The organism is Haloarcula halophila (assembly GCF_029278565.1).
Taxonomy (GTDB): domain Archaea; phylum Halobacteriota; class Halobacteria; order Halobacteriales; family Haloarculaceae; genus Haloarcula; species Haloarcula halophila.
Map to the genome: position 1 here is coordinate 1,087,343 of NZ_CP119559.1, position 20,634 is coordinate 1,107,976.

General features: G+C 65.1%; 25 protein-coding genes and 1 tRNA gene. 15 read left to right on the forward strand and 11 right to left on the reverse strand.

Annotated features, from left to right (window positions below):
• Positions 1 to 3 precede the first annotated feature (3 nt).
• Positions 4 to 846 carry an RNA methyltransferase gene (locus P0204_RS05715; RefSeq protein ID WP_276222470.1) on the reverse strand — a complete coding sequence of 281 codons (843 nt, stop codon included), beginning with the start codon at positions 844 to 846 and terminating at the stop codon, positions 4 to 6.
• A 353-nt stretch (positions 847 to 1,199) separates the two neighbouring features.
• Here P0204_RS05715 and P0204_RS05720 point away from each other — a divergent pair.
• Positions 1,200 to 1,270 (forward strand) — tRNA-Gly (locus tag P0204_RS05720).
• A 284-nt stretch (positions 1,271 to 1,554) separates the two neighbouring features.
• Here P0204_RS05720 and P0204_RS05725 read toward each other — a convergent pair.
• Complete coding sequence (locus tag P0204_RS05725; RefSeq protein ID WP_276222471.1) at positions 1,555 to 1,995, reverse strand: hypothetical protein; 441 nt, start codon at positions 1,993 to 1,995, stop codon at positions 1,555 to 1,557.
• A 128-nt stretch (positions 1,996 to 2,123) separates the two neighbouring features.
• On the opposite strand from P0204_RS05725, the gene P0204_RS05730 reads away from it, so the two are divergent.
• The 4 genes from P0204_RS05730 to mch all read left to right on the forward strand — a co-directional run bounded on the left by P0204_RS05730 (position 2,124) and on the right by mch (position 4,038).
• Positions 2,124 to 2,393 carry a hypothetical protein gene (locus P0204_RS05730; RefSeq protein ID WP_276222472.1) on the forward strand — a complete coding sequence of 90 codons (270 nt, stop codon included), beginning with the start codon at positions 2,124 to 2,126 and terminating at the stop codon, positions 2,391 to 2,393.
• 56 nt (positions 2,394 to 2,449) lie between these two features.
• On the forward strand, positions 2,450 to 2,773 hold the full coding sequence (locus P0204_RS05735) for an MTH1187 family thiamine-binding protein (RefSeq protein WP_276222473.1): 324 nt from the start codon (positions 2,450 to 2,452) through the stop codon (positions 2,771 to 2,773).
• A gap of 139 nt (positions 2,774 to 2,912) precedes the next feature.
• Complete coding sequence (locus P0204_RS05740) at positions 2,913 to 3,047, forward strand: hypothetical protein (RefSeq protein WP_276222474.1); 135 nt, start codon at positions 2,913 to 2,915, stop codon at positions 3,045 to 3,047.
• A 49-nt stretch (positions 3,048 to 3,096) separates the two neighbouring features.
• Complete coding sequence (gene mch / locus P0204_RS05745) at positions 3,097 to 4,038, forward strand: methenyltetrahydromethanopterin cyclohydrolase (protein WP_276222475.1); 942 nt, start codon at positions 3,097 to 3,099, stop codon at positions 4,036 to 4,038.
• Here the strand turns inward: mch and P0204_RS05750 are convergent.
• From P0204_RS05750 to P0204_RS05760, 3 genes are all read right to left on the reverse strand, one after another.
• Entirely contained in the window at positions 4,032 to 4,646 is a 615-nt protein-coding gene (locus P0204_RS05750) for an NAD(P)-dependent oxidoreductase (protein WP_276222476.1), read from the reverse strand. The genes mch and P0204_RS05750 overlap by 7 nt on opposite strands.
• Before the next feature lie 91 nt (positions 4,647 to 4,737).
• Positions 4,738 to 6,387, reverse strand: a complete 1,650-nt coding sequence (locus tag P0204_RS05755; protein ID WP_276222477.1) for a GTPBP1 family GTP-binding protein — start codon at positions 6,385 to 6,387, stop codon at positions 4,738 to 4,740.
• 111 nt (positions 6,388 to 6,498) lie between these two features.
• Positions 6,499 to 6,627, reverse strand: coding sequence for a hypothetical protein (locus tag P0204_RS05760; RefSeq protein ID WP_276222478.1), 129 nt, complete (start codon positions 6,625 to 6,627; stop codon positions 6,499 to 6,501).
• Between the two features lie 244 nt (positions 6,628 to 6,871).
• Between P0204_RS05760 and P0204_RS05765 the strand changes: the two genes are divergently transcribed.
• Positions 6,872 to 7,048, forward strand: a complete 177-nt coding sequence (locus P0204_RS05765; RefSeq protein WP_276222479.1) for a DUF7501 family protein — start codon at positions 6,872 to 6,874, stop codon at positions 7,046 to 7,048.
• Position 7,049: 1 nt separating this feature from the next.
• Here P0204_RS05765 and P0204_RS05770 read toward each other — a convergent pair whose 3' ends face one another.
• Both P0204_RS05770 and P0204_RS05775 read right to left on the reverse strand, forming a co-directional pair.
• The gene (locus P0204_RS05770) at positions 7,050 to 7,733 is read right to left on the reverse strand and encodes a phosphoglycolate phosphatase (protein ID WP_276222480.1); all 684 of its coding nucleotides are present in this window, start codon (positions 7,731 to 7,733) and stop codon (positions 7,050 to 7,052) included.
• 40 nt (positions 7,734 to 7,773) lie between these two features.
• Positions 7,774 to 8,361: a J domain-containing protein gene (locus P0204_RS05775; protein ID WP_276222481.1), complete on the reverse strand. Its 588-nt coding sequence runs from the start codon at positions 8,359 to 8,361 to the stop codon at positions 7,774 to 7,776.
• 87 nt (positions 8,362 to 8,448) lie between these two features.
• Between P0204_RS05775 and P0204_RS05780 the strand changes: the two genes are divergently transcribed.
• Positions 8,449 to 8,649 (forward strand): hypothetical protein, encoded by a 201-nt coding sequence (locus tag P0204_RS05780; RefSeq protein ID WP_276222482.1) that lies wholly within the window; start codon positions 8,449 to 8,451, stop codon positions 8,647 to 8,649.
• Here the strand turns inward: P0204_RS05780 and pyrF are convergent.
• Positions 8,646 to 9,473 (reverse strand): orotidine-5'-phosphate decarboxylase, encoded by an 828-nt coding sequence (gene pyrF, locus P0204_RS05785; RefSeq protein WP_276222483.1) that lies wholly within the window; start codon positions 9,471 to 9,473, stop codon positions 8,646 to 8,648. The genes P0204_RS05780 and pyrF overlap by 4 nt on opposite strands.
• 107 nt (positions 9,474 to 9,580) lie before the next feature.
• On the opposite strand from pyrF, the gene P0204_RS05790 reads away from it, so the two are divergent.
• On the forward strand, positions 9,581 to 10,060 hold the full coding sequence (locus tag P0204_RS05790; RefSeq protein WP_276222484.1) for a hypothetical protein: 480 nt from the start codon (positions 9,581 to 9,583) through the stop codon (positions 10,058 to 10,060).
• Here the strand turns inward: P0204_RS05790 and P0204_RS05795 are convergent.
• Positions 10,057 to 10,422 (reverse strand): DUF7993 family protein, encoded by a 366-nt coding sequence (locus tag P0204_RS05795; protein WP_276222485.1) that lies wholly within the window; start codon positions 10,420 to 10,422, stop codon positions 10,057 to 10,059. The genes P0204_RS05790 and P0204_RS05795 overlap by 4 nt on opposite strands.
• Positions 10,422 to 10,862, reverse strand: a complete 441-nt coding sequence (locus tag P0204_RS05800; RefSeq protein WP_276222487.1) for a DUF2240 family protein — start codon at positions 10,860 to 10,862, stop codon at positions 10,422 to 10,424. The genes P0204_RS05795 and P0204_RS05800 overlap by 1 nt, the downstream gene beginning before the upstream one ends.
• Before the next feature lie 90 nt (positions 10,863 to 10,952).
• On the opposite strand from P0204_RS05800, the gene P0204_RS05805 reads away from it, so the two are divergent.
• The 3 genes from P0204_RS05805 to ppk1 all read left to right on the forward strand — a co-directional run bounded on the left by P0204_RS05805 (position 10,953) and on the right by ppk1 (position 14,655).
• Complete coding sequence (locus tag P0204_RS05805; protein WP_276222488.1) at positions 10,953 to 11,324, forward strand: 30S ribosomal protein S8e; 372 nt, start codon at positions 10,953 to 10,955, stop codon at positions 11,322 to 11,324.
• A gap of 219 nt (positions 11,325 to 11,543) precedes the next feature.
• Positions 11,544 to 12,251 carry a metallophosphoesterase family protein gene (locus P0204_RS05810; RefSeq protein ID WP_276222490.1) on the forward strand — a complete coding sequence of 236 codons (708 nt, stop codon included), beginning with the start codon at positions 11,544 to 11,546 and terminating at the stop codon, positions 12,249 to 12,251.
• A gap of 1 nt (position 12,252) precedes the next feature.
• Positions 12,253 to 14,655: a polyphosphate kinase 1 gene (gene ppk1 / locus P0204_RS05815; protein WP_276222492.1), complete on the forward strand. Its 2,403-nt coding sequence runs from the start codon at positions 12,253 to 12,255 to the stop codon at positions 14,653 to 14,655.
• Here the strand turns inward: ppk1 and P0204_RS05820 are convergent.
• On the reverse strand, positions 14,652 to 15,650 hold the full coding sequence (locus P0204_RS05820) for a phosphate uptake regulator PhoU (protein ID WP_276222494.1): 999 nt from the start codon (positions 15,648 to 15,650) through the stop codon (positions 14,652 to 14,654). The genes ppk1 and P0204_RS05820 overlap by 4 nt on opposite strands.
• 324 nt (positions 15,651 to 15,974) lie before the next feature.
• Between P0204_RS05820 and P0204_RS05825 the strand changes: the two genes are divergently transcribed.
• The 4 genes from P0204_RS05825 to pstB all read left to right on the forward strand — a co-directional run bounded on the left by P0204_RS05825 (position 15,975) and on the right by pstB (position 20,632).
• On the forward strand, positions 15,975 to 16,997 hold the full coding sequence (locus P0204_RS05825; protein WP_276222497.1) for a PstS family phosphate ABC transporter substrate-binding protein: 1,023 nt from the start codon (positions 15,975 to 15,977) through the stop codon (positions 16,995 to 16,997).
• Between the two features lie 109 nt (positions 16,998 to 17,106).
• Positions 17,107 to 18,117, forward strand: a complete 1,011-nt coding sequence (gene pstC, locus P0204_RS05830; protein WP_276222499.1) for a phosphate ABC transporter permease subunit PstC — start codon at positions 17,107 to 17,109, stop codon at positions 18,115 to 18,117.
• Positions 18,117 to 19,763, forward strand: a complete 1,647-nt coding sequence (gene pstA / locus P0204_RS05835) for a phosphate ABC transporter permease PstA (RefSeq protein WP_276222501.1) — start codon at positions 18,117 to 18,119, stop codon at positions 19,761 to 19,763. The genes pstC and pstA overlap by 1 nt, the downstream gene beginning before the upstream one ends.
• Positions 19,763 to 20,632, forward strand: a complete 870-nt coding sequence (gene pstB, locus P0204_RS05840; RefSeq protein ID WP_276222503.1) for a phosphate ABC transporter ATP-binding protein PstB — start codon at positions 19,763 to 19,765, stop codon at positions 20,630 to 20,632. The genes pstA and pstB overlap by 1 nt, the downstream gene beginning before the upstream one ends.
• Positions 20,633 to 20,634: the final 2 nt, after the last annotated feature.

A 20,634-nucleotide genomic window follows, 5' to 3' on the forward strand; every position in this document is an offset into this window, starting at 1 on the left:
CGTTTACTCCGTGAGGGTTAGACAGGCGAGAGAGGCGAACAGTGCTTCTTCCGTTCGCACGACCTCGCTGCCCTGGTTCGGAACCGTATTCAGCCAGAGGTCGAACCCTGCTGGATCGTCGGTGTGGTCTCCCCCGGCGGCGTCCGGGTCCACGTCGAGTATCGACGGTAACCCGCGCTCGGGTGCGCCAAAGGCGACTGTCATGTCGCCCGCGGCGTCGCGGCGCTCGGCTATCCGGCCGAGCCGCGCCGTCGAAACCGGCTCACCGTATCGCGATGACGCGATAGTGAGCCCGGCGTCGTCACGCGAGAGTGCCATATCGAGGTCCGCGGAAACGACGTCGAACCCCGTGGTGGGGGCGTCGACGAGTTTCGCCCGGACCGGCCGTCGCGAAGAGACCCTGACGGTCACGCGCTCCCCTGCTTCCACGTCCAGACCGTCTGGAACGGGAAGGGAGATCGGGTGTTGCAGTCCGCAATTGACCCGTACGCGCCCATCAGCTCCGACCTCGGTCACGATTCCCTGTCTTAACGACCCCGAACCCTCGGATCCGGAGCCGGTCTGTGAACGCACGCGGAGCGGCGGCAGGACGCCGACGTACTCCAGTTCGCCCCGCTTGCCCCACATCTCCTTTCGGAGGTGTGGCGGCGTCGCGGCGTACCGTAACACGGTTTCGACGAACCCGTCTTCGAACTTTCCCGCCCCGTCGGGGTCGGGAAAGACGGTCAGCCGATCGACCCGGAAGACCGTGGCCGCGCGGGCCACGTATCCGAGCTTGCGAGTCGCCTCGCGTTTGTCCTCGGCTTCGCGTGTGAGCGAAGACGGCACGAGTACGCTGGTCGTCATGCCGTGACGCTTCCACGTCGCGCCACTAGACTGTGCCGATATGTCCCCTTCCCGGGCTTAAAAAGACCCCGCTTCACGCGCGCGTTGAGACGCGTTCACATGGTCCATCACTGCTGTTTGCAGAAGATTCGGCCACCAGTCGTTTGCCGCTTCCGAAAGGACGGCCCACGTGAGCGAGACCCACGAACCTCCCCGACGGCGGGCCGTCGGATGCCCCCACAGCACACGGTTTTCCCCATGAAACGGAAGGCTTTTTACTGTCACCCTCACCAGATTGGGATGCAGAGAAGCGCGGTGCGCGCTGGTACCGAGCGGGCGTGAAACGGCCGCGAGGGTCAGGGCGAACGAAGTGAGCGCTGGTAGTGTAGTGGTATCACGTGACCTTGCCATGGTCACAACAGGGGTTCAAATCCCCTCCAGCGCACTTCTCCGAATTCAAACTGCAAGCGGCGCGTCTCGTCGCGTCCTGTATGCAGCGAATGCGGTACTGGGATTTGAGCCCTGGAAGTCGCAGCCCGCGCAGTCGAACGAAGTGAGACGAGCAGGACCGTCTTCCTCCGGTTCAAACCCCTTCCAGCGCATTTCTGTCGACACCAACCGACGAGCGGAGCGAGTTGCGTTGCGAGACGAAAAGTTCCTGGATTTGAACCACGGAAACGCGAGCGAAGCGAGCGTTTGCATCGGCTTTAAACACCGACAAACGGCGTCTCACAGCCCCTCAGCAGTGTGAGAGCGCAGAACCTGGATGCCACGCCAGCCGAGGCCAACCACCAACAGGACTGGACCGATGCCGACGGCGACGTAGAATCCGTACACGTACAGCTGCGGGTGAGAGAAGAGGACCGGGAATCCGACCACCGGTACGACGGCACCGAGAGCTCCAGCAACCGCCGCGAGCGCGAACAGTCGGCGTTGGGTTCCCGTGAATCCAGCACTGTACCCGTTACCTGGGGGCATCGCCAGTCCCGTCGCAGAGAGAACGAACCCGCCCCACAGCGCCAGGTAGAGGATGATGATCGCAAATCCTGCACCGTGCCCACTGGGTCCGTCACCGAATGGTCGAAGCAACAGTGCAGCGCCAATAATCGTAAACAGCCCTGTAATCACGAGGGCCGGACGAAAGAAATCGGAAAGTGAATCGGAGCCCATATGATGGCTGATCGACAGGCCAGCATAAGTTTTGTTCATAGCTGTAGGAGTTGATACTTCGGTCTATCTATCGATACCAGGAAAACGGCCGACGAAGGCTTATTCAGGTCCAGGGTGTGCCGAATCGCATGTCCATGGCCATCGCTCACTTTGCGTTCGGTGCAGCGAAAACTACAGTTCTCGTGACCCTGTTCGTCCCGTCGTCGTGGTACCGACGAACGCTGACACTGATCGGCGGCGGGTGGGCGATGGTGCCCGACGTCCACCAGGTCAGTCCCGTGGCGACCGAGCAGTTGAAAGCGTCCCACGGTGCGTCATCGTGGGGCGACCTGTTCTGGTTCCACCGGACACCGAAACGGTGCGGGACGCCTACGAGACCTACCTCGACGTTGACGTGAAGTGATCGCGGGCCTGGAGCAACAGGATTAGGGCCGCCCTGTTCGACGACCCTGATATGACCTGTATCGGGTTCCTCTCGGTCGCACCGGTCGTCGAGGAGAGCATGGCGCCCTACGTCGCCGACGCCGTCGCGGCGTTGGACGACTTCGACGTGGAGTACGAGACCACACCGATGGGGACGATCATCGAAGCCGACGACAGCGAGGAACTGTTCGCGGCCGCACACGCCGCCCACGAAGCCGTCGGAGCACAGTCCGACCGCGTCGAGACGTTCCTGAAGATCGACGACAAACGAGCCGTCGAACAACGGGCCAGCGAGAAGGTCGACGCCGTCGAGGAGCAACTGGGTCGTGAAGCCCGGAGCGACGGCAGGGAGTGACGGCCGCCGTTCCCGAGGCGTGGGAACAGTTGACAGGGTTTATCATGTGACAGACCGTTACTCCGAGTCGGAGGGAAAGATGGCCGACACAGATCTAACTCCGCCGTGCCGACCCGTACCGGACCGGACGGGCGCGATCGTGACGCGGGGACTACCCGCGACGCCCGCCGACGCGAGCATCGAGACGGCCAGCGAGATCGTGGCCGTCACCGAGAGCGGCGGGGCGATCGTCCCCGTCGAGGAGCGGCCCGCAACGCTGGTCGTCACCGACTGACGGGGCCGAGAGGGGAACGTGTTTACCCGTCCCCCACCAGGCTGGCGACATGGAGAGTCTCAACCGAATGGCCACGGAACTTATCGACGAGGCCATCGACTTCGCCGAGGAGCTGACGATCGACGTCCACGCCTTAGAGGGTGACGCCGCAGTCCTGGACTTCGGGGTCGAGGTCCCCGGTGCCGTCGAAGCCGGGCTCTTGCTGGCGGAGATCCAGACCGCCGGGCTGGCGACGGTCCAGTCGACGATGGGGACCGTCGCCGGCGCACCCCTGACCCACGTCGAACTGTCGACCGATCACCCGGCGCTGGCCCTGCTGTGCTCGCAAAAAGGTGGCTGGGAACTCTCGACCGAGGACTTCGAGGGGCTGGGGAGCGGTCCCGCACGCGCGTTGGTCGCCGAGGAGGAGATCTTCGAACGGGTCGGCTACCGCGAGTCCGACGATTTCGCCGTCCTGGCGGTCGAGTCCGATCGACTACCCGACGAGCGTGTCGCGGAGGCCGTCGCCGAGCGGACCGGCGTCCCCGAGACCGGCGTGTTCCTCCCGACGTTCGCGACGGCGAGTCTCACCGGGAGCGTCGTCGCTGCCGCTCGGGCGGCCGAACTCGCGGTGTTCCGGCTCACGGAACTCGGATTCGATCCCGTTTCGGTGCTGTCGGCGAACGCGAGCGCTCCGGTCGCACCGGTGGCCGGCGACGAGGAGACAGCGATGGCCCGGACGACCGACGCCCTGGCGTACGGCGGGGAAGTCCACCTGACCGTCGACGAGTCGTTCGACCGCTTCGACGAGGTGGCCTCCGTCGCCGCCACGGAGTACGACCGGCCGCTGGCCGGCGTCTTCGAGGACGCCGACTGGGAGTTCACGGAGCTACCGGTCGAACTGTTCGCCCCCGCACAGGTGACAATCGACGTGGTCGGCGGGGATACACACGTGGTCGGGTCGACGAGCGAAGACGTTCTCGCCGAGAGTTTCGGCCTCGACGGTCAGTAGGCGATGCCGACCCGTTCGCGGTGGTAGCGATCCTCGATCAGCACCTCATAGACGCAGGCGGCCACGTCACCCGAGGATACCGATTGGCCGCCGTCCGGGAGGTACTCCGCGGTCGTCCGGTAGTGGTTGGTCGGCTCCCCGTCGGGCATGAACGGTGGACAGACCAGCGTCCAGTCGAGATTCGAGGCTCGGATCGCCTCGTAGGCGGCCCGATGGGCGGCGGCGATATCCCGGAGTCGGGCCGGGAACTCCGGCGTGTCCAACCGGAGGTGCCGGGGTGTCGCCTGGAGGACGCCGGCCGCACCGACGGCGACGAGCCTCGCGACGCCGGTCGCTTCCATGGCGTCGACCACGTTCCTGACCCCATCGGTCAGGACAGCGCAGTCGTCGCCGTCGGTCGGCCCGAGCGCACTGACGACGGCGTCGTGGTCTGGGACCGCAGCGGCGACCGCGTCGGAGTCGGTGACGTCGCCCTCGACGACGGAGACGTCCGACGGGAGGTCGGACGGATCACGGACGAAGGCGGTCACGGGATGGCCGTCGGCTAGAGCGAGTTCGAGAAAGCGGCTCCCGGACCGACCCGTGGCCCCGAAGAGGAGAATGTCCATGCTAGTTGGGAGGACCTTCGGTAGCGACGGTAAAATAGCCGATACCTAACAGTGGGTCCGCGGGGTGCTGTCGTGGCTTCCCGGGCGACGGCTACTCCGCCGGCGTCACGTCGGTGACGGTCCCGACGCCCTTCGAGCGGCCCTCCCGGAAGACGAACTTCTGGCCTTCCTCGACGAGGTACGACCGGAACTTGAACCGGACACGCGTCTGGCCGGCATCGCCCGGGAGCAACTGCCCACCCTCGGGGTGGAAGACGCCGGCTTCGCTGATCGTCTCGAGATGGATCACGGGTTCGTAGCCGTCGCCGATCCGGGTCGGGTGGTTCAACACCATCACTTCGGCCTCGAACTCCCGGACCGGGGTCGGATCGGCGTCCCGTGGCAGCAGGACCATCCCGCGCTGGATGTCGGCCTCGCGGACGCCTTTCAGTGCGATCCCGACGATCCGGCCCGCCTTGGCCTCGTCGACCCGATGGTAGTGCATCTCGATCGAGCGGACCTCGACCTCACGGAAAGCCCCGTCCTGCATCGGTCCGAGCAGGAGTTCGTCACCGGCCTCGACCTCGCCGGCCTTGATGGTTCCCGAGGCGACCGCGCCGACACCCTGGACGTTGTAGGTCCGGTCGATGTACATCCGGAACTCGCCGACTTCGCCGGTCGTCTTCGGCAGGGCCTCGAACATCGCGTCCAGATCGTCCAGCCCTTCCTGGGTGACCGCACTGGTCGTCAGCACCGGGACGACCGTCTCGGAGATCTCCTCGATCGCCGTCCGGACGCCGTGGCGCTCGACACGTAGCGGGGTCTTGTCGACCTCCCGCAGCGCTCGCTCGACCTCGCGTTCGACCTCGGCGACACGCTCCTCGGAGACGATATCGGCCTTCGTGATCGTGACGATAGTCGGTAGATCCGTCGCCAGCAGGATACCGAGATGCTCGCGGGTGGTCTCGGTCACGCCGTCGTCGGCCGCGACCGTCAGCAAGCCGTAGTCGAGTTTCTGCCCGACCAGGCCACGGATCGTCGTCCGGAGCCAGGGCTCGTGGCCGACGGTGTCGACGAAGCTGACCAGGCGGTCGGCCTCCTCGACGACGCGCGCCCGGTCGGTCTTGCGGTGCGGGTTGTCCATCCGGATCGGCCCGTCGTCGTCGAAGCCGTAAACGCCGTAGGACAGGTCCGCCGAAAGGCCCCGCTCGACCTCGTGGGGCTGAACGTCGAGGAACCCGCGGGTCGACCCCTCGCCGTCGTCGGCCTCGCCGGTGACCAGCGAGCCCACGAGCGTGGACTTGCCGTGGTCGACGTGACCGGCGGTGCCGACGACGATGTGGTCGTCGTCCTGGAGGACCGCACCTTCTCGGACGGTCGCGACACCGACGATGCCCTCCGGGGCTTCCTCGCTGTCGTCGGCCGATGGCGCCCCGTCGTCGGTGACGCCGTCGACGCCCCACGTCTGGACCGCCTCGATGTGTGCGCCGGCCTCCTCGGCCAGCAGGCTCAACACGTCCATCGATTCGGAGAACTCCCCCGGCGAGATGCCGGCGATGCCGCCGTCGTCAGTGACGCCGACGACGTAGGTCGCCTCGCCGTCCCCCGAGAGGACGCGATGTCGCAACTGGGCTGTAAGCGACTCCAGGCGGCCCTCCGAGAGGTGAAGGTTCTCCGTGAGCCGCTCCTTGAACTCGACGCTGCCGCCCTCTTCCTCGCCGCGGTCAAGCGCGCGTCTGAGGACGGCCTGGTCGGGGCTCATGCGCGTCCGTAACGGGGGGTGAAATATAAGCCTTCTCCGGGTTTGGGAGCCGCTACCGGCTATTGAGCGGTTCGGATGAGTCTATCACGCACAATAACTGGGCGGTTCCGATCAGTCGGCGCTGTGTCGCGGGACGTAGGTGCAGTCGGTACACTCCCAGCTGCCGTCGGCGAAGGTGATCTCGCCGTGACAGTCGGGACAGCGGTACGCGTCGACGGTCGTGGACTGGTTGATAGCCATTACCGGAGCAGAGTCGGTCAGCGATCAAGAAGGTTGTTATAATACCGACATGAGAATACTAGGTAATTGAAGCGCCCACACGACCGGCTGTTTCGCGAGCGTTCGTCTCGCGTACGATCGACGGCCTCGCGTGGGAGACACGGTATCGAACGCCGAAATATTGTATAAGGGACATCAAACCACAACCACCGAACTATGTACTCTAGCGATCAGATTGAAGTGTCAGTTCGGCTCACGGCGACGTATGGCAACGACCGAAACGTGGACTGACCCGGACCGCTGTCCGTTCTGTGGCGCGAGACTCTCCTCGCCCGGCGCCGGCTTCGTCGACCACGTCCAGACGACTCCGGAGTGCGAAGACGCGTTCGGTACCTGGCGGGACCGCGTCGACGACGATCTCGTGCGGGGCTGGACCGGGTGACTCACTCACGATACGGCGCTACCGCTTCGAGGAAGCCGTCGGCGTAGCTCGCCTCGGTGACCCGATCGGCACGCTCACGGGCGGTGGGATCGGCGTTCGCGACCGCGACGGACTCACCGGCGACATCGAACAGTTGGGCGTCGTTCTCGGAGTCCCCGACGGCCAAGAAGTCGCCCGGTTCGTGGTCCAGTTCCGCACAGACCGTTTCGAGTCCGGTCCCCTTGTCGACGCTGGGGTCGGTGACGTGGTAGGCATAGCCCGTATCGAGGACGACCAGACCGTGGTCCTCGGCCAGTACCTCCAGGGGCGCGACTGGCTGGTCGATCTGGACGACGATCTCGGTCTCGCGCCAGCGGTTGGCGAGGTCCACAGTCCCGAAGCCCAGGTCGTACCCCTGGTCGCGGTAGGCGGCCGCCACCGCGTCCGCGGCCGCCTTGTCGCCGACCAACTCCAGCCGGTCGGTCGACTCGACGAAGACGACGCCGCCGTTCTCGGCGATCACCGTCCGCTCGATCCCCAGGAACTCACACAGCGCGATCGGGAACGGCATCGCCTTCCCGGTGGCGACGACGACCCGCTCGGGCCAGTTCCGGATCACCGGGATCACCCGCGGGTTGAGCGCCCGCCTGTCGTCGGTCAGCGTTCCGTCGATATCGACCGCCAGCGGCGGCGTCTCGGGAGACATAGCTCACTCTCGCGGGCGGACGGGTTTTGCCGTTGCGGTGTCAGTCGTCGGTCAGCCGTTCGTAGGCCGCCTTGACCTGCTTGAACTCCCGCTCGGTGCCGGAGTCGGTGTCCGGGTGGACCTCCTTGACCTTCTCGCGGTAGGCCGTTTTGACGGCGCTCTCGTCGGCACCCTGTTCCAGATCGAGTCGTTGGTACGCCTCCGCGACACTGGGGCCGTCGTCCCGCCGGGCGCGCCGGGTACGCTGGCGCTGTCGGCCGGCCTGACGCTGCTGTCGCTGACGCCGACCCCCGTTGCTGGCCCGCCGGCGTGCCTCACGGGCCACGTCACGGACGTTCCGGCCGTCCCGTGGTCCCGTCCACTCCTCGCGCGGGCCGGCACCGAACCCACCGCGGCGAGCACTGCTGCGGCGGTCGGCACCGCCACGAGCGGCCCGCCGTTCCACGCGCTCGTAGACGCCGGCTGCCAGCTTCCCGCTCGCGTGGTAGTACATGAAATACGTCGACGCACCGAACATCAGCGCCAGGAAGAGCACCGCCGGGTTCACGAGGAGCCCAACCACCGTGAGCATGCCAGTCAGGACGGCAAACACCGCAGCGACACCCGTGATGAGCCGGTCGTACTGCACGCCGGATCGTTCGGTCCAGAGCACCGTAAGCGTCTCGCCTGCCCGACCGCCAGAGGGTTCAAACGGCTCGGCGTAGTACGCTCTGGTATGAGCGTCGCCGGTCTCTGTGAGATCTGTGAACGCCCGGACGTCGACCACACCTGCGACCGCTGTGGCCGACTCGTCTGTGACCGCCACTGGGACCGTGAGCGGGGCCTCTGTGTCGAGTGTGCGAGCGAGGTCGGCGGTCCCGGTGACCGCGTCGACCCCGAGAACCTGCCCGACGGTGTCGACACGTATCGGTTCTAGCGGTACTGGTTCAGCCGGGCGCTGAGCTGCTTGGCCGCCTGGCCGGCCGCGTCGAAGAAGGCCGTTTCGTCACCGCGGTCGGCGGCTCCCTCGCCGGCGAAGATAATCCCGCGCGAGGAGTTGACGAGGCCGACGCCGTCGGCCAGCCCGTGTTCGACGGCAGCCTCGGCGTCACCCCCCTGGGCACCGACACCGGGGACGAGAAACGGGATCTCCGGGACGAGTTCGCGGATCGACTCCAGTTCCTCGGGCGCAGTCGCACCCACGACGAGGCCGACGTTGCCGTTGTCGTTCCACAGGTCCGCCAGGTGGACGACCCGTTCGTAGAGCGGTTCCCCGGAGGCCAGTTCGAGGTTCTGGAGGTCGGCACCGCCGGGGTTCGACGTCCGTCCGAGGACGAACACGCCCTTGTCCTCACGCTGGAGGAACGGTTCGAGCGAGTCCCGTCCCAGGAAGGGGTTGACCGTGATGGCGTCGGCCGCCGGCCCGTGATCGTCGTCCAGGATGCGAGCGTACTGGCGGGCGGTGTTACCGATGTCGGCCCGCTTGGCGTCAAGCAGGACCGGGACGTCCTTGCCGTGGGCGTAGGCGATGGTCTCACGGAGCGCACGCCAGCCGTCGGGGTCCTCGTAGAAGGCGGCGTTGGGTTTGTAACAGGCCGTGTGGTCGTGGGTCGCGTCGATGATCCGGCGGTTGAACTGGAACCGCGGGAGGTCGGCGTCAGCGACGGCGTCGGGGAGCCGGTCGGGGTCGGGGTCCAGTCCCACCGAGAGGACACTGTCGACGGCGTCGATACGGTCGGCGAGGCGATCGAAGAACTGCATACCTACGCTCCCGCGAGGTGGGGGTACAAACGTTTCCCTCTCCACCAGTTATCATATATAATAATCAGAGGGGCGAATATATGTGAGTTTGTCAAAACCTCACAGCTATGGACCGTCCCCTAGATGTCGGCCACGTCGCCGACACGTTACCGGACCTCGGGGAGGCGATCGAGAACCCGCGGCTCCGGCCGGTCGGAGTCGTCGGCGGACTCGTCTTGCTGGTCGTCGGCGCGGGGCTGTCGGTCGCACCGACGACCGGCGGCTGGGCGCTGTGGACGAACGCCGTCGCCGCTACGCTGGTCTTCGTCGCCGTCCCGCTGTTCTGTCTCGGACTGGCCGCACCGGAGCCGGCCGAGAGCCGGTTCCAACTCGGGATCGATCTCACACACAGACAGCGACAGGCGGTCGCGGCCGGCGCGCTCTGTATCGTCGTCGCCCCGATCGTGATGGCACTCGGCCAGCCGATCGGCTTCACGCTCCCCGTCTTGCTCGCGGCGGCCGGCCTCGCGTTCGTCGGCTCGGCGCTCGTCCTGACGGGCTTTATCGCCTGGACGTCACAGGTTCTGGCGGAACCGGGCCACGCCTAATCGGCCCGCTCCAGCAGCTGTTCGACGACGCCGACCAGTTGCTTGACCGCGGCACCGCTGTGAGCGACCAGGACCGTCCCCGACTCGGTCTGTTCGACCGTGACAGCAGCGTGCTCCGGAAGGTCCGGACGAACTGTCGTCGACAGCGCCAGCCGGGCAGTCTCGGGAGTCACGTGGACTTCGCCGACCGACGTTTCGCCGGCAGTGATCCGGTAGGCGAGTCCGCCTTCGAGCACCGGTTCGACATCGGGATCGGCGTCGACGACCGAGACGGTGCTGAGCGGTCCCCGGTCGAGTCCAGTAAGTTCCGACGCCAGGAGCTGTCCGATCCGTTTCCCGTCGGTGATCCGATCCTCGACCATCAGAGTTCCTCCCGAACGTCGGCCGCCAGGTCCGCCACCTCGATCCCCTCCCGGCGTGCGTACAGGACTGCCGCGGTCTCGACGGTGACGCCGATCTCGGACTGGAGTGCGTTGATCTCGCCGACGGCGGTTCGCTTCTCGATGCCTGTCGAGACGACGGCTTCGAGGAGCCGTTCGAACGTCGACCGGGACTGGAGCACGTCCTCCGAAGGGACGAACCCGTCGGGGATGTCGACCGTCCCCGGGTCGAACCCGACGACGAGGTCGTCGCCGTCCCGGGTGACGAACCCCTCTCCCTCGGCGACATCGACCAGCGTCTTCGCCTGGTCCGGCGAGAACCAGTCCCGGTCCAGCGAGAGCGCGACGACGAACTCGCTCTCGCCCATTCTGTCGGTCCCGCGCTGTCGGAACGGGGCGGCGACGGCCGTCTTCAGACTCATCGTTCCCTCCGGGGGCCGGCCCGGGCCTAACCGTTACGGTCCCGAGTCGGCATCGAACGGTTCAAGTGTACCCTGGGTCATCTCTGAGGTATGAAAGACCAGGGACGCTCCCCACGCAAGCGGACAGGCGGCCGACGGCGGCCCAACCACAAGAAGAAGAAACACGAACTGGGCACCGAGTCCACCGAGACCCAGGTCGGCGAGCCGAAACTGAAGGTCGTCGACTCCCGCGGCAACACCCAGAAAGTCCGTGCGGTCACCACCGACATCGCGAGCGTCGCCGACGGCGCGACGACCCACGAGGCGACCATCGAGAACGTCGTCGAGAACCCCTCGAACCCCAACTACGCCCGCCGGAACATCATCACCAAGGGCGCGATCATCGACACCTCCCAAGGCCGAGCGCGCGTCACCTCCCGCCCCGGACAGGACGGGCAGGTCAACGCCGTCGCCGTCGAGTAACGCCGCAGGCGCTTTTCGAGACGCAGCGTCCCCAGCGACTGCAACGTGTCGGAGCCATCGAAAACCCGTACAGACCCGATCGCACGACAGCAGTTCGATCGGTGTGTCAAAGGGCCGATCGTTACTATAGCAGTATATATCCGTATAGACGGCTATTATAAACCCGTTAAGCCGAGTACGGCCCACTACGGACAAGCGCCCCCTCGGGCGGAACTCCAGATGGTATCGACACCGACACTCGATCCGGCTATCGACGCGGAGCACAGACATATCGACAGCGATCAGTGGGCGAACATCTACGTCGTCGGCGACGTCCACGGCTGTCGGAGGACGTTGGAACGGCTCCTCGACGAACTCGACCCGGCGACCGACGAACTCGTCGTCTTCGTCGGCGATCTGGTCAGGAAAGGCCCCGACAGCAAGGGCGTCCTCGATATCGTCCGCGAGCGCGAGAACCTCCTGAGCGTCCGTGGGAACAACGAACAGAAACTGATCGACGGCCGCAAGTCCATCGACGCGCTCACGGACGGGGACCTGGCGTATATCGAGTCCCTACCCGTACTGCTCTCCTGGGACGGCGCCGTCGTCGTCCACGGCGGTATCGACCACCGCAAACCCGTCGTCGAACACAGTCTCACGGAACTGCTGAACAACCGGTCGCTGGTCCCCGACGGGAGCTACGACCGACCCTACTGGTTCGAGACACGCCGGGAAGGCCCCCGTGTGTTCTTCGGCCACACCGTCCTCTCGGAGCCACTGGTCACCGACTGGGCCGTCGGTCTCGATACGGGCTGTGTCTACGGCGGCCAGCTGACCGCCTACGACACCGCGGCGGACGAACTCGTCACCGTCGACCCGCCGGAGACGTACCAGTCCCGGTCGGCCGACAGCATCGTCGATCCGCAACTCCAGTCCGTTCCGCAGTGAGATGGACGAGTTACCGCCACCCTACGAGCCCGATCGGGACGTCGACCTGCAGGACCCCGAACTGTATCTGAACCGGGAACTGAGCGAACTCTCCTTCCAGCGCCGGGTCATGCACGAGGCGTTAGACGACCGCAATCCGCTGTTGGAGCGTGTCAGGTTCCTCTCGATCGTGACGCGGAACCTCGACGAGTTCGTGATGAAACGTATCGGCGGACTGAAACAACAGATCGAGGCCGGCATCACCGAGGCGGCCGCCGACGGGCGGACGCCACAGGAACAGTGGACGGAAGTCCACGACGTTCTGGGACCGATGCTAGAGAAGCAGGCCGACTGTTACCGGTCGATGCTCCGCCCGGCGCTTGCCGACGCTGGGATCGACATCCTCGCGTACGAGGACCTGACCGCCGCCGAACAGACCCGGATGCGGGAGTACTTCGAGGAGTCGGTACTGCCGACCCTGACCCCGCTATCGTTCGACCCCGCCCACCCGTTCCCGTTTATCTCCAACCGGTCGCTGTCGCTCGCGGTGTTGACCCGCTCGCCCGACACCGAGGAGCCGACGTTCACCCGGGTGAAGATCCCACCCAACCGTCCGCGGCTGGTCCAGGTCGGCGAGGACAGCCGGTACGTCCTCGTCGAGGAGGTCATCGAACGGAACCTCGATCTCCTGCTGTCGAACGTCGAGATCGTCGACACGGCCCTGTTCCGACTGACCCGGAACGCGGAGGTCCGGCGCGACGAGGAGATCGCCGAAGACCTCATCGAGATGATCGAGGAGGTCCTCGAACAGCGGCGGTTCGCGACGGTCGTCCGGATGGAGATCGAACGGGACGCCCACCCGCGGATACGCCAGACGCTCAAACGACAACTCGAACTCGACGAGCGGGAGATCTACGACCTTCCCGGGCCGCTCGACTACCGGGAGTTCATGTCCCTGACCGAGTTGGATCGACCGGAACTGAAACTCGAACCCTGGACCCCCCAGCCACATCCCCGGCTGGAAGACACCGCCTGGTCGGCCTTCGAGCAGGACGACAGCAGCGACGACATCTTCGAACAGATCGACGAGCGTGACATCCTGTTGCACCACCCGTACCACGATTTCGGGACCACCGTCCAGCGGTTCCTCTCGGAGGCCGCGAGCGATCCGGACGTGCTCGCGGTGAAGGCGGCGATCTACCGGACAGCCAGCGATTCCCAGGTGATCCAGTCGCTGATCGACGCCGCCGAGAACGGTAAACAGGTCGCGGTGATGGTCGAACTGAAGGCCCGTTTCGACGAGCAGAACAACCTCGAATGGATTCGCCGACTGGAGGAAAACGGCATCCACGTCGCCTACGGGACGATCGGGCTCAAGACCCACACCAAGACGGCACTCGTCGTCCGTGAAGAGGACGACAGCGTCGAGTTGTACTCTCACGTCGGGACCGGGAACTACCACTCGGAGACGGCCAAGGGCTACGTCGATCTGGGGCTTTTGACCGCCGACCGGGACATCGGCCAGGACCTCGTGACGCTGTTCAACTCCTTTACCGGCCCCGGCCTCGACGAGGAGTTCCGGAAGCTGCTCGTCGCGCCTGTCACGATGCGACGGGAGTTTACCCGCTACATCCGTCGGGAGGCCCGCCACGCACAGGCCGGGCGCCCCGCACGTATCGTCGTGAAGGTCAACGGCCTCGAAGACCCGAAGATTGTCGAAGAGCTGTACCGCGCGTCGATGGCTGGCGTCGAGATCGACCTGATCGTCCGGGACATCTGTCGGCTCCGGCCGGGACTAGCGGTCAGTCAAAACGTCACCGTCCACTCGATCGTCGGTCGCTTCCTCGAACACTCCCGGATCTTCTACTTCCGCAACGGTGCTCCCGCGCCCGGTGAGACAGTCACCGGTGGTGGCGAGCCGGAGTACTACATCGGCAGTGCCGACTGGATGACCCGCAACCTCGACAGCCGGGTCGAAGCGGTCACGCCGGTCGAGAACCCCGAGATCCGTCGCCAACTGAAGTTCGTCCTCGAACTGCTGCTGTCGGACAACCGCAAACGCTGGACGATGAACGAGGACGGGAGCTACGACCAGCAGTACCCCGACGACGGCGAACCCGTCGTCAACGTCCAGGCGATCCTGATGCGCGAAGCGCTGAAAGCCAGCCGCAACGACAACGTCACCGACGGGATCCCGAGCGACTACCCGGTCGACGGTGAGCTACTCGTCGGCGGGGAGACGGCTGCCTCCGTCTCGTCTTCGACCGCAGACGGCGGTCGAGACACCTTGGAACGGTACGCTGACCACTGGTACCGTCCGGACAGTGAGACGTACGCGTACGCAGTCAGAACTCCGGCAGGCGATCGGCGGTACTACGAGAGCCGAGCGGGTGCGGTGGACGCGCTCGAACGGTTCTACGGTTAGGGTCGCGGTGCGGCCTTCTGGAGGGCGCTCTCGGCGATGTTGCCGCCGTAGTCGGCGGTCCGTGACAGCGAGTCCACGACCCGACCGAGGATCTGTGCGCTCTGTGGGTCCAGTTCTCTGACCTCGCTGTCGACCTCCCGAGCGGTCTCGTCGACGCCGGGGATGCGAGCGCGGGCGTCGTTCGCCAGTTCGACGGCCTCGTCGCCGTCGTCGGTCAGGAGTGCGTCCATCGCCGTCTCGGAGACCGTCGTCGCCTCCGATTCGAGTTGTCGGAGCAGGTCGGCCGTCTCGCCCGTGATCTCACCGACCTCCTGGGAGAGTCCGGCGATCTTCGTCGCGTGGTCGGCGATCCGTTCCAGTTGGCGGGCACTGGACTGGTAATCGAAGACCGTCTCCCGGGGGAAGCCGATCTCGTTTGCCGCCGTCGGGTTCCGCAGGACGGTCCGGAACACCCGCGAGACCATGTACCAGAGCCGGTCGACGTCGTCGTCGCGCTGGATGATGTCCTGTGCGAGGTCGTCGTCGTCCTCGATGAGGGCCTCGACGGCGTCCGAGAGCATCGTCAACGAGACCAGCCGCATCCGGGTGATGGCGTTGTGGACCGACAGCTCCGAGGAGTCCAACAGATCCTGGAGGACGACGCGGTCGGACGTCTCCTCGATCACTTCCAGTCCGACGAGTCCCTGTGTCGCGTCCCGGACGATCCGTCGCTGCTCGGCAGTGATCCGGGTCGCCTCGAGCCGGATGACGTCGAACCCGCTGACGTACATCGTCATCACCGCACGCGTGAGTTCGTGGCGGTTGTCCAGTCCGTCGACGTCGAGTGTCCCCTCGACCCGGTCGTCGTCACGCTGTGGTGCCAGCAACAGCAGGTCGTCTTCGGCGTGGAACTCGACGACGCTGCCCGCGCTGACGCCGTTGTCGGTCGCCCAGTCTTTGGGAAGCGAGACGGTGTACGTCGAACCGCCGGTCACCTGCACCTTGCGTGTCTCCATGTACCTCGGTATCGGCACCCGGAAACCATAAATCTACCCCAATCTATATACTATCCTCGCTAACCCAGATATCCGTCGTTGATACCGCTATATCCAGATGTTTCGGTATTTCGCCGCAGAAACACGGTCGACACGCCGCAGACAGACCGTGAGCAGAAACCGACTGTAGTTCGAGTTAGCACCGCTTTGTCGGCGTATCCGAGTATGAGAGGGAGAATTAGTGATAAATAGGGAGAATATCTTAATATAGTTCTATATAGTCTTGGTACCCAACTATAGAAATCATAGTAGCGTACTTACTCACCCATAGTCTCCATACTGATGATGACGGACAAACCGACCCGCGGTATCTCGCGTCGTCGCTTCCTGACAGGTACTGGCGCCGCCGGCGCCATCGCACTGGCCGGCTGTACGGAAGGCCCCTCGGGTAGCGGAGACGGTGGCGGCAGCGGTAACGGTGGAAGCTCCGGATCGGGATCGAGCGGACTCTCGGGCGAAATTACGATCACCGGAAGCAGCACGGTGTACCCGGTCGCAGTCGCCGTGGCCAACCGGTTCCAGCAGGAACACGACGGTGTCGACATCAGCGTCTCCCCCACTGGGTCCGGCGGCGGCTTCAGCAACCACTTCTGTGTCGGTAACGCGGAGTTCAACAACGCCTCGCGGCCGATCAAGAGCGAAGAGGAAGAACTCTGTTCGGAGAACGGAATCGAATACCACGAGATCAACGTCGCAACAGATGCGCTGACGGTCATCGTCAACAACGAGAACGACTGGGTCGACTGCATGACCCCGGACCAGCTCAGACAGATCTGGCGGGCCGACGGCGCCTCCCAGTGGTCGGATGTCGACAGTAGCTGGCCCGACCAGCCGATCAACCGGTTCGGCGCGGCCGACACCTCGGGAACCTTCGACTATTTCAACGAGGCGATCCTGGGCGAGGAAGCCAACCACACCAGCGACTACGAGGCCACCGAGCAGGACAACATCATCCTCCAGGGCGTCCAGCAGGACCAGTACGGGATCGGCTACTTCGGGTTCGCCTACTACCAGGGCAACACCGACTCGGTCAAGGCCCTGGGCATCGACGACGGCAGCGGCTGTGTGAAACCATCGCTCCAGACCGCCAAGGAAGGGTCCTACCAGCCCCTCTCGCGGCCGTTGTTCACCTACCCGCGAAAGAGCGCTCTGGCCGAGGAACACGTCGCCGAGTTCGCCCGTTACTACGTCGAACAGAGCGCCAACTCCTCGCTCATCGCCGACGAGATCGGCTACGTCCCCAAGACCCAGGAGACGATGCAGTCCGAACTCGACGCGCTCAACAGCGTCATCGACGAAGTCCAGTAGACCCGCCCTTCGGCCAACCGTATCATAGCCAGCTATACAGCCACAATAGAACTATGGACACACTTCGAGCCCTTTTTGCCACGACCAGATATAGGGACCAACGAGTACGATGAGCAACGAGGGACAGACCCCGGACCTGTCGGGCGACCGGGGATTCAGGACGGTCCGGGAGTCGGCCTACAAATACGCTCTGGCGGGCTGTGCTGTGTTATCTATTCTGACGACGGTGAGTATCATCGCTGTCCTGTTGCTCGATGCGACGGAGTTTTTCGCGGCCTATCCGATCGTGGATTTCCTGACGGGAACGACCTTCCAGCCCAATCTCGAACCGATCGCGTTCGGTGTCCTCCCGCTCGTTCTCGGGACGTTACTCATCACAGTCGGGGCGGCAGTGCTCGCGCTCCCGATCGGGCTGTTGACGGCGATCTACATCAGCGAGTACGCCAGCGATCGAACCCGGTCGATCCTCAAACCGATGCTGGAGGTGCTTGCCGGCGTCCCGACGGTCGTCTACGGCTACTTCGCGCTGGTCTACATCACCCCTGCACTGAACGTTCTCATCAACGCTCTGAACGGGTTCCTCGGGCTCGGGCTGCCGACGCTTGGCCTGTTCAACGCGCTGTCGGCCTCGATCGTCGTCGGTATCATGATCATCCCGATGGTCTCCTCGATCAGCGAGGACGCGATGAGCTCCGTCCCCGACTCGCTGCGGGAGGCCGGTTACGGGCTCGGCGCGACGAAGTTCAACGTCTCGCTGACCATCGTGGTCCCGGCGGCCGTCTCTGGCATCGCCTCCTCGTTCATCCTCGCGGTCTCGCGGGCCATCGGCGAGACGATGGCCGTCGTCGTCGCTGCGGGCTCACAGCCGCCGGATATCCCGCCGGTCAAGTCCGCGTTCGGCGTCCCCTACGTCGCGCCGGCGGACATCCTCGGGTTGTACGCCGAGAGTTCGGCGACGATGACCGCCTCGATGGTCCAGATCGCCGGTGGCGACATCGGCGGCGGGTCGACGGCCTACCAGTCGCTGTTCGCCATCGGGATCACCCTCTTCGTGATCACGCTGTCGATGAACGTCGTCAGTAACCTCGTCGCCAGTCGGTACCGGGAGGTCTACGAGTAATGGCTACACAGACACAGACAGAGACAGAGTTCGGGGAGGTCAGTCGCGTCAAGGATATCGTCTTCAAGACCGTCGCGTTCGTCGCGTCGATCGTCGGAATCCTCGCGCTGGGCGCGTTACTGGCGTACGTTTTCTGGGACGCGATGGGGCTAGATAGCGCCGGTGTCGGCTGGTATCTCGCCTACACCGCGACACTGCTGGTGCCGCTGGTGGGCTTCGGGCTGTACGCGAGAGCACGGCCGGCGGTCGCGGTCGGTGCCTTCGAACTGGTCAGCCTCGCACTGGGGGGACTCATGCTGACCGTCGCGGCCGTCATCGTCCTCGATATCATCACCTCGCCGGCGGTCTGGTTCGCGTACTTCCTGACCGTCCTCGGCCCGACCCTCGGACTGTTCGTCTACGGCCAGTACGACCGGGGCGCGACCTGGGTCGGCCTGGGGATGCTCGGAACGGTCGTCCTCGGCCCGATCGTCGGGACGCTCGCGCTCGGTCCGCTGTCGGGCCTGGGGGCGATGCTCGGTGGCCCCGGCGTCTACTTCCTCTCGCTCGTCCTCCCCGCATCGGGGGTCGTCGCGTTCCTGGCTGAGGACCGACTCGGCCTCGGTCGCCGTCGGAGTCTCCTGGCCGGGGCCACACTGCCCGTGCTCGCGATCGGCGCCGTCCCGATCGTCGATATGGTTCCGGTCGTCTCTCGCTCCGTCTGGCTCATCGCCCTCGTGATGTTCGGGCTCCCGGTCGGCTTCGCGATTGCCAACACGGTCCGTCAGCGCGAACGGTGGGGGGCCTTCGCACTGCCCGTCATCGCCGTCGTCGGCTTCCTGCTGGGTGAGACTGTCGTGGATACCATCGGCGCGACCGAGCCGTCACCCTGGTTCGACTGGCAGTTCGTCACCAGTCCGCCGGCGATCACGAACGCCGCCGAAGCCGGTCTCTACCCGGCGATCATCGGCTCGGTGTTCCTGATCGCGCTCGTCAGCGTGTTCACGTTCGTCTTCGGAGTCGGGACGGCAATCTACCTCGAAGAGTACGCGCCCGCGAACGGGCTCCTCGGGACCCTCACCCGGATCGTCAACGTGAACATCTCGAACCTGGCCGGCGTCCCCTCGGTCGTCTACGGACTGCTCGGACTGGGCGTGTTCGTCAACATCAACGCCCAGTTCGGTCCGGTGTCCTACGGCGGGTTCGGCGTCGGAACGGTGCTGACGGCCTCGATGACGATTTCGCTGTTGATCCTCCCGATCGTCGTCATCTCCGCCCAGGAGGCGATCCGGTCGGTGCCGGACTCGCTCCGACAGGCCTCCTACGGGATGGGGGCGACCCGGTGGCAGACGATCCGGAACGTCGTCCTCCCACGGTCACTGCCGGGCATTCTGACCGGAACGATCCTCGCGTTGGGTCGGGCCATCGGAGAGACAGCCCCGCTGATCATGATCGGGGTGGCGACGACGAAATTCACTCCGCCCTCGGGCCTGTTCGGGAAACTCACCGCGATGCCGATGCAGATCTACGCCTGGGCGTTCCAGCCCTCTGCTGACTTCCGATACGGGGTCGTCGCCGCTGGGGTCGTGACGCTGTTGATCGTCCTGCTGACGATGAACTCCGTCGCGATCCTCGTACGCAACAAATACCAACAGGAGGCCAACTAATGACACAACAAGACATGGCAAGCGACACGGACGGGGAGACAGACGAGAGCGGGTTCGTCGAAACCGAGCCCGGAACCGGCGGTCTCGACGAGACGACCCGCGAGCGACCGCCGTCGACCGCGACGGTCATCGAATCTCGGGATCTGGACGTCTTCTACGGTGAGACCCAGGCGCTCCAGGCGGTCGATCTCGCGATCCCCGAGAACCGGGTCACCGCGATGATCGGTCCCTCGGGTTGTGGGAAGTCGACGTTCCTGCGGTGTATCAACCGCATGAACGACCTCATCGACATCGCGCGCGTCGAAGGCGAACTCACCTTCAAGGGGAAAAACGTCTACGACAGCGACGTCGATCCGGTGGCCCTGCGCCGCCGGATCGGGATGGTCTTCCAACACCCCAACCCCTTCCCCAAGAGCATCTACGACAACGTCGCCTACGGGCTGCGCATCCAGGACAAGACCGACGATATCGACGCGGTCGTCGAGGAGTCCCTGAAGAAGGCCGCGCTGTGGGACGAGGTCAAGGACCGCCTCGACGACTCCGCGCTGGATCTCTCCGGGGGGCAACAACAGCGGCTCTGTATCGCCCGCGCGATCGCCGTCGACCCGGAGGTCGTCCTGATGGACGAACCCGCCTCCGCGCTCGATCCCATCGCCACCTCACAGATCGAGGACCTCATCGAGGAACTCGCGACGGAGTACACCGTCGTCATCGTCACCCACAACATGCAGCAGGCCGCCCGGATCTCGGATAAAACGGCCGTCTTCCTCACCGGCGGCGAACTCGTCGAGTTCGACGACACCGACAAGATCTTCGAGAACCCCGAGAGCCAGCGCGTTGAGGACTACATCACCGGCAAGTTCGGCTGATC

Excerpts from the sequence above, each read along its gene's own strand:
- ppk1 (WP_276222492.1), top strand. The coding sequence starts at position 12,253 with ATGGACGAGTTACCGCCACCCTACGAGCCCGATCGGGACGTCGACCTG.
- mch (WP_276222475.1), top strand. The coding sequence starts at position 3,097 with ATGGAGAGTCTCAACCGAATGGCCACGGAACTTATCGACGAGGCCATC.
- P0204_RS05730 (WP_276222472.1), top strand. The coding sequence starts at position 2,124 with ATGTCCATGGCCATCGCTCACTTTGCGTTCGGTGCAGCGAAAACTACA.
- P0204_RS05760 (WP_276222478.1), bottom strand. The coding sequence starts at position 6,627 with ATGGCTATCAACCAGTCCACGACCGTCGACGCGTACCGCTGTCCCGAC.
- P0204_RS05770 (WP_276222480.1), bottom strand. The coding sequence starts at position 7,733 with ATGTCTCCCGAGACGCCGCCGCTGGCGGTCGATATCGACGGAACGCTG.
- P0204_RS05800 (WP_276222487.1), bottom strand. The coding sequence starts at position 10,862 with ATGAGTCTGAAGACGGCCGTCGCCGCCCCGTTCCGACAGCGCGGGACC.
- P0204_RS05820 (WP_276222494.1), bottom strand. The coding sequence starts at position 15,650 with ATGGAGACACGCAAGGTGCAGGTGACCGGCGGTTCGACGTACACCGTC.
- P0204_RS05825 (WP_276222497.1), top strand. The coding sequence starts at position 15,975 with ATGACGGACAAACCGACCCGCGGTATCTCGCGTCGTCGCTTCCTGACA.
- P0204_RS05795 (WP_276222485.1), bottom strand. The coding sequence starts at position 10,422 with ATGGTCGAGGATCGGATCACCGACGGGAAACGGATCGGACAGCTCCTG.
- P0204_RS05735 (WP_276222473.1), top strand. The coding sequence starts at position 2,450 with ATGACCTGTATCGGGTTCCTCTCGGTCGCACCGGTCGTCGAGGAGAGC.
- pstC (WP_276222499.1), top strand. The coding sequence starts at position 17,107 with ATGAGCAACGAGGGACAGACCCCGGACCTGTCGGGCGACCGGGGATTC.
- P0204_RS05715 (WP_276222470.1), bottom strand. The coding sequence starts at position 846 with ATGACGACCAGCGTACTCGTGCCGTCTTCGCTCACACGCGAAGCCGAG.
- P0204_RS05780 (WP_276222482.1), top strand. The coding sequence starts at position 8,449 with ATGAGCGTCGCCGGTCTCTGTGAGATCTGTGAACGCCCGGACGTCGAC.
- pstB (WP_276222503.1), top strand. The coding sequence starts at position 19,763 with ATGACACAACAAGACATGGCAAGCGACACGGACGGGGAGACAGACGAG.
- P0204_RS05725 (WP_276222471.1), bottom strand. The coding sequence starts at position 1,995 with ATGGGCTCCGATTCACTTTCCGATTTCTTTCGTCCGGCCCTCGTGATT.
- P0204_RS05790 (WP_276222484.1), top strand. The coding sequence starts at position 9,581 with ATGGACCGTCCCCTAGATGTCGGCCACGTCGCCGACACGTTACCGGAC.
- P0204_RS05765 (WP_276222479.1), top strand. The coding sequence starts at position 6,872 with ATGGCAACGACCGAAACGTGGACTGACCCGGACCGCTGTCCGTTCTGT.
- P0204_RS05755 (WP_276222477.1), bottom strand. The coding sequence starts at position 6,387 with ATGAGCCCCGACCAGGCCGTCCTCAGACGCGCGCTTGACCGCGGCGAG.
- P0204_RS05805 (WP_276222488.1), top strand. The coding sequence starts at position 10,953 with ATGAAAGACCAGGGACGCTCCCCACGCAAGCGGACAGGCGGCCGACGG.
- pyrF (WP_276222483.1), bottom strand. The coding sequence starts at position 9,473 with ATGCAGTTCTTCGATCGCCTCGCCGACCGTATCGACGCCGTCGACAGT.
- pstA (WP_276222501.1), top strand. The coding sequence starts at position 18,117 with ATGGCTACACAGACACAGACAGAGACAGAGTTCGGGGAGGTCAGTCGC.
- P0204_RS05810 (WP_276222490.1), top strand. The coding sequence starts at position 11,544 with ATGGTATCGACACCGACACTCGATCCGGCTATCGACGCGGAGCACAGA.
- P0204_RS05750 (WP_276222476.1), bottom strand. The coding sequence starts at position 4,646 with ATGGACATTCTCCTCTTCGGGGCCACGGGTCGGTCCGGGAGCCGCTTT.